The organism is Streptomyces sp. 13-12-16 (genome assembly GCF_002114215.1).
Lineage (GTDB): Bacteria > Actinomycetota > Actinomycetes > Streptomycetales > Streptomycetaceae > Streptomyces.
The window spans coordinates 1-5,442 of sequence record NZ_NCTE01000153.1; the positions used below are offsets into that span (position 1 = coordinate 1).

Sequence of the window (5,442 nt, forward strand, 5' to 3'; positions counted from 1 at the left end):
CGCGGGTGCGGCACGGTTCCCGGCGCCCGGCGCGAACGCCGCGGCCACGGCGGCGGCGCTCAGGGAGACGGCGCCGGCGAGCAGCGCCCGGCGCCGGGTGAGCAAGTGATCCTTCTGCATGACTCATCAGTCGCCCCACGGAGGGCCGACGCACCTCGGCGACACCGGTGCGGCGGCACGATTCCACCCGATCGGCGCAGTGTGGGGCGACGGACCCCGGAGGGTGCGTGAAGGCCGGTGGACCGAGCTCCGATAACCTCGCCGTCGTGACGGAACAGCGGTCCCATGGGTTCGAACGGGGCACGGACGGCCCGAAGGTGATCGTGGCCGGCGTGGACGGCTCCGACTCCTCGCTGCGTGCCGCGGCGTACGCCTCCGGCCTGGCACGCCGTCAGGGGGCGCTGCTCGCCCTCGTGTACGTGCAGCCGGTGCTGGCCGCGGGAGCGGCGCTCGGCGCGCCGGTGGCCGACGCGACCGAGGAGGTGGCCGAGGACCTGGTGGCGCAGGTCCGGGAGGCGATGGAGCGGTTCAAGGGCGCCTTCGACGTCCGCTGGGAGTTCCACACCTTCCGCGGCGACCCCTACAACGGACTGGTGAAGGCGGCCGACGACCTGAAGGCGGACGCGGTGGTCGTGGGCGCCTCCGAGCAGGCCGGCCACCGGATCGTCGGGTCGGTCGCGGTGCGGCTGGTGAAGGCCGGGCGGTGGCCGGTGACGGTGGTGCCGTAGTCCCGTACGGGCGGGCCAGGGTGCGGTCCGCCGTCAGCGGGAGCGGAGGGAACCGAGGAAGTCCAGCAGGATCCCGTTCAGTTCCTCGGGCCGCTCCAGGTTGGGGTAGTGCGCGGTGCCGTCGATGATCACGGAGCGGCCGTCGCGGACGGTCCTGGCGAACCGTTCCGCCTCGGCGATCAGGTCGGGGGCGTCGAGGGCCCCGTTGACGGTGAGGACCGGGACGTCGATCTTCGGGACGCGGGCCCAGATGTCGGTCATGGGCACGTGGTGGTCCTCCTCGGCCGGGGTGTGCTTGGCGAGGGTGCCCAGGACCATCCCGCGCAGCCGGTCCATGATGTCCGGGTCGATGTCGGCGGCGGTGCGGTGCTCGCCGGGCACGTAGCGCAGGAACGCGGTGAGCCAGCCCTCCACGTCGCCCGCGCCCAGGGCCGCGGCCTGCTCGGCCAGCACCTGGCGGACCCAGGGGTCGGTGTACTGGAAGTCGCTGGTGGCCGCGCCACAGGCCACCACGGCGCGCACCAGCTCCGGGTACTCCAGCACCGTGTCGGTGGCGATGGCGCCGCCCATCGACACACCGACGAGCACGGCCGGACCGGTGTCCAGGTGACGCAGCAACGCGGCGAGGTCGTCGGCCCAGCGGAACGGCGTGGTGGCGTTGGCCGAGGCGCCGTGGCCGCGGACGTCCGGTGCGATCACCCGGTACCCGGCGGCCAGGGCCGGGATCTGGGCGTCGAAGACCCGGTGGTCGACGAAGCCGGAGTGCAGCAGGACCACCGGTTCGCCGGAGCCGGTGTCGAGGTAGGCGAGGTCGCCGTCGGCGGAGGGGAAGAAGCGCAGATCCGAAGCACCGTTCATGACAACCAAGGTGTCATCCTGAGCCGGATTTGGCAACTCAGGTGTCATGATGGGGTGGTGACAGACATCGACGCCCCCCTCCCCCCGGACGAGCTCGGCCGTCGCCTCACCGAGGTGTACGACCTGGTCGGCCCCCTCTACCGGCGCGCCCAGCGCAGCGTGGAGCAGGGGCTGACCACCGACGACCTGTCCGTGGGCGTGCGCGCCGTGCTGACCCTGCTGCACCGCAACGGGCCGATGACCGTGCCGCAGATGGGCAGGGCGCAGGCGATCAGCCGGCAGTTCGTGCAGCGCATGGTGAACGACGCCGCAGCGCAGGGCCTGGTGGAGGCCGTCCCGAACCCCGCCCACCGGCGGTCGTCGCTCATCCGCCCGACCGAGCGGGGCTCCGCGGTGATCTCCGCCGTCCTGGAGCGCGAACACCTGCTCCTGCGGGAGGTCGGCGGTGACCTCACGGACGCCGACGTGACGGCCTGTCTGCGGGTGCTGGGCGAGCTGCTGACGGCGCTCGACCACGTCGACCTCGACTGACGGCCCTCACTCCCCCATCACGAGCCCGTCCTGCGCGGCGCCCCGGCTCAGCACCACGTTCCGGATCCGGTCGCGCACGGACCGCACCTCGGCGCCCCGGGCGAGCGCCCTGTTGAGGTTGACGACCCGGCCGGCGTCCACGTCGAAGAACTGCGGGACGAACTCGGCCCGGGTCACCTCCCAGCGTCCGCCGGGGCGCTCCGGCGGGGCGAAGGTGAAGCGGCCCAGGGTGGACTGGTTGCCGCGCGGGTCCTGGACGCCCTCGTGGTTGGTCATCCCGCCGGCGATCTGGTCGCCCATGCCGTAGACCACCCAGGTGCCGTTGACCTTCTCGTATGCCTGCGGGACATGGGCGTGGGTGCCGAGGATCAGGTCGATGTCGGGGCGGCCCCCGGTGGCCGAGGCGGTGAGCGAGCGGGCGAGGGCGGTCTGCCGCTCGTCGGGGGTCTCCTGCCATTCGGTGCCCCAGTGCAGGGAGACCACGACGACATCGGCTCCGGCCTTCCGGGCGGCCCGCGCGTCGGCGACGATCCGCGCCTCGTCGACGAGGCCGACGGCCCAGGGCTCGCCCGGCGGCAGCGGGAGGCCGTTGGTGTCGTAGGTGTAGGCGAGGTGGGCGACCCGCGCCGAGCCCGCGCGCAGCACGGTCGCCGTGCGGGCCTCCTGCTCGGTGCGCGCCGAGCCGGCGTGGCGCACACCGGCCCGGTCGAGGGCGTCCAGGGTGCGGCGGATGCCCTCGGCGCCGTCGTCCAGGGAGTGGTTGGAGGCGGTGGAGCAGCCGTCGTAGCCGGTGGCGGCGAGGCCGTCGGCCACCTCGGGCGGGGACTTGAAGAGGGGGTAGCCGGTGTAGTCGCCGCCCGCGCCGTACACGGTCTCCATGTGGCACAGCGCCACATCGGCGGAGTCGACGACGGAGCGGATGCCGGAGAGCATCGGCCGGAAGTCGTACCCGGTGCCGCCCGCGTCGTAGCGGGCGCGTTCGATGATCGAGTCGTGGGGCAGTACGTCCCCCGAGGCGACCAGGGTGAAGCCGCGGGGCCCCGTGGCGGAAGGAGCCGGACGCCCCGGTTCCGGTGGCCGGTGGTCGCGGGCCTGGCAGGCGGCGCCCGCGGCGAGGACGACGGTCAGGACCAGGGCCACCTGTCGACTGCGTGTGATCACCACTCCACCCCGCTGTAGTCGTATTTGTGGATAAACAGGTAAGAAGCCGCATCACGTCCGTCGCCGTTCCGACACGCCCTTTAGGCCGTCCGGCGTGCGCGAACGGCCGCCCCGACCGTTCGTCGAACCGTTCGTCGACGCGATCGACCGTCCGCCGGACGCCCCTGCGCGCGCCCTGTCCCCGCGTCGCGCCGTGCGCTGCCATACGGCCATGACGGCCGGAACCACACTCATGAACGGGACGACCGCCGAGCACGAGCTCGCCGCACTGCAGCGCGAGCACGGCCGGCCCCTCTTCGCGCTGCTCCTCCGGCTCTGCGACGGGGACCGGCAGCGCGCGGAGGACCTGGTCCAGGAGACCCTGGTGCGCGCCTGGCAGCACCCCGAGGCCCTGCGCGCCGAGAACTTCGACTCCGTACGGCCCTGGCTGCTCACCGTGGGACGGCGGCTCGCCATCGACGCGCGACGGGCCCGGCAGGCCCGGCCGGCCGAGGTCGGGGACGCCGTACTGGAGAACGCCCGGGTGATCTCCGACCACGCCGAGCGGGCCGCGGCCGCGCTCGACGTCCGCGAGGCTGTGAAGACACTCACTCCGGAGCACCGTGAAGTCCTGGTGCTCGTGTACTTCCAGGGGGCGAGTGTGGCGGAAGCGGCGACGGCCCTCGGGATTCCGCCCGGTACCGTGAAGTCCCGCGCGTACTACGCCCTGCGCGCCCTGCGCCGGGTGCTCCCCGGATACGCCTCCGACATGCGATGAAACCGAAGGCAGAGTCAAACCTTCGCAAAGCGCCTTGCCGACCACCCCGGTTGGGTAATCGGCTGTCCTCATCCGTGTTCCGGACCGGGGGCCCGGGTTCGGGCGACGCGCACGCACCGGAGGAAGGCAGGAAGGGATGCTGCACAGAGGTCGAGAGAGCACGGACGGCACCGGCGACGGTGAACTGACCGTCCCCATGGCCTGGCTGTACGCCGAGTACATCGCCGACGAACTGCTGCGCAGCGGCGATCTGATGCCGCCGACGTCCTTCGAGTTCCGCGCGGGCCGGGACGCGCTGGCGCTGACCGTGTTCCTGTCCGACACCGACGGCGAGCTGTCCGGCATCCGGGTGGTCACCCAGCTGGAGACCTGGCTGTCGCTGACCGCGTACGACCAGCCGTGGCAGGAGTGGGTGCAGGGGCGCCTGCGGGACCTGACCGCGGACGCCGCCGCGGCCGGCCGGGACGCGCCGGATCCGGACCTGGAGCTGGCCCGGGAGGCCTGGCGCTGGCTGCGGGAGACGGAGCTGCTCGCGCCCGATCTGAACGCGGTGCCGGGCGGCGGCGCAGTGACCGGTGAGGACGAGGGACCCAAGGTGTGGACACCGGCGTGGCAGCTCGGACTGCCGCTCGGTCACCTCGCCATCCATCTTTTCTAGGTTTCTCGCCGATCCGACCAATCCGGGGGCCGGTCCGCTCCGAATCCCTTGGTTACGATTCGGCACGTGGCTTGAGTGATTCGGCTGCCTGGTGCGTACCGGTGGGAGCAAGGAGTAACCCCACCCGCACCCAACGGCACGAGGATTCGGCATGAGGTCCCTGGAGAGGCATCGCGACGTCGGCGCCTACGCGCTCGGCGTGCTGGACGAAGCGGACGCGTTCCGTTTCGAGGACCACCTCATGGAGTGCCCCCAGTGCGCTGTCCAGGTGACCGAATTCGGTCCCGCGGCACGCCAGTTGATGCTGTACCGGAGTTCCACCCCGCGGTTGGTGCACCCGCTGGCCAAGCCCGGCCCGAGGATGCTGGACCGGCTGCTGTCACAGGTGGCGGCCCGCAACCGGGCGGGGCGCCGTCGACTGCTGCTGGCCCTGGCCGCCTCGGTGGTGGTCGCGGTGTCCGCGCCGGCGGTCGCGGTGCTGGCGCGCGACGACGGCGGGGGCGCCGTGAGCATCGCGGCGACCGACGAGCGGTCCGGGGTGTGGGCGCAGGTGACAGCTCAGGACGAGGCCTGGGGCAGCAATGTGGAGATCGAGGTCAAGGACGGTGCGGGGCCCCGCACCTGCCGTCTGGTGGTGATCGGCCGGGACGGCTCCGAGGAGACGGTGACCAGCTGGAGCGTGCCCCGTCTCGACGCCCGCCCCCACACGGTGCTCGGCGGCTCCGCCATGCACCCCGAGGACATCGCCC

General features: G+C 72.7%; 7 protein-coding genes. 5 read left to right on the forward strand and 2 right to left on the reverse strand.

Annotated features, from left to right (window positions below; genetic code table 11):
• The first annotated feature begins 266 nt into the window (after window positions 1-266).
• The gene (locus B7767_RS07195; RefSeq protein ID WP_085571415.1) at window positions 267-728 is read left to right on the forward strand and encodes a universal stress protein; all 462 of its coding nucleotides are present in this window, start codon (window positions 267-269) and stop codon (window positions 726-728) included.
• A gap of 33 nt (window positions 729-761) precedes the next feature.
• Here B7767_RS07195 and B7767_RS07200 read toward each other — a convergent pair whose 3' ends face one another.
• Window positions 762-1,586: an alpha/beta fold hydrolase gene (locus tag B7767_RS07200; protein ID WP_085571411.1), complete on the reverse strand. Its 825-nt coding sequence runs from the start codon at window positions 1,584-1,586 to the stop codon at window positions 762-764.
• Window positions 1,587-1,643: 57 nt separating this feature from the next.
• On the opposite strand from B7767_RS07200, the gene B7767_RS07205 reads away from it, so the two are divergent.
• On the forward strand, window positions 1,644-2,117 hold the full coding sequence (locus B7767_RS07205; protein WP_085571416.1) for a MarR family winged helix-turn-helix transcriptional regulator: 474 nt from the start codon (window positions 1,644-1,646) through the stop codon (window positions 2,115-2,117).
• Window positions 2,118-2,123: 6 nt separating this feature from the next.
• On the opposite strand, the gene B7767_RS07210 is transcribed toward B7767_RS07205, so the two are convergent.
• A complete protein-coding gene (locus B7767_RS07210; protein ID WP_085571412.1) occupies window positions 2,124-3,278 on the reverse strand; it encodes a CapA family protein in 1,155 nt (384 codons plus the stop codon).
• Window positions 3,279-3,489: 211 nt separating this feature from the next.
• Between B7767_RS07210 and B7767_RS07215 the strand changes: the two genes are divergently transcribed.
• The 3 genes from B7767_RS07215 to B7767_RS07225 all read left to right on the forward strand — a co-directional run.
• On the forward strand, window positions 3,490-4,035 hold the full coding sequence (locus tag B7767_RS07215; RefSeq protein ID WP_085571417.1) for a sigma-70 family RNA polymerase sigma factor: 546 nt from the start codon (window positions 3,490-3,492) through the stop codon (window positions 4,033-4,035).
• A 136-nt stretch (window positions 4,036-4,171) separates the two neighbouring features.
• Complete coding sequence (locus tag B7767_RS07220; RefSeq protein ID WP_085571413.1) at window positions 4,172-4,693, forward strand: hypothetical protein; 522 nt, start codon at window positions 4,172-4,174, stop codon at window positions 4,691-4,693.
• A gap of 151 nt (window positions 4,694-4,844) precedes the next feature.
• A partial coding sequence (locus B7767_RS07225; protein ID WP_085571414.1) for a zf-HC2 domain-containing protein occupies window positions 4,845-5,442 on the forward strand: 598 nt, incomplete at its 3' end.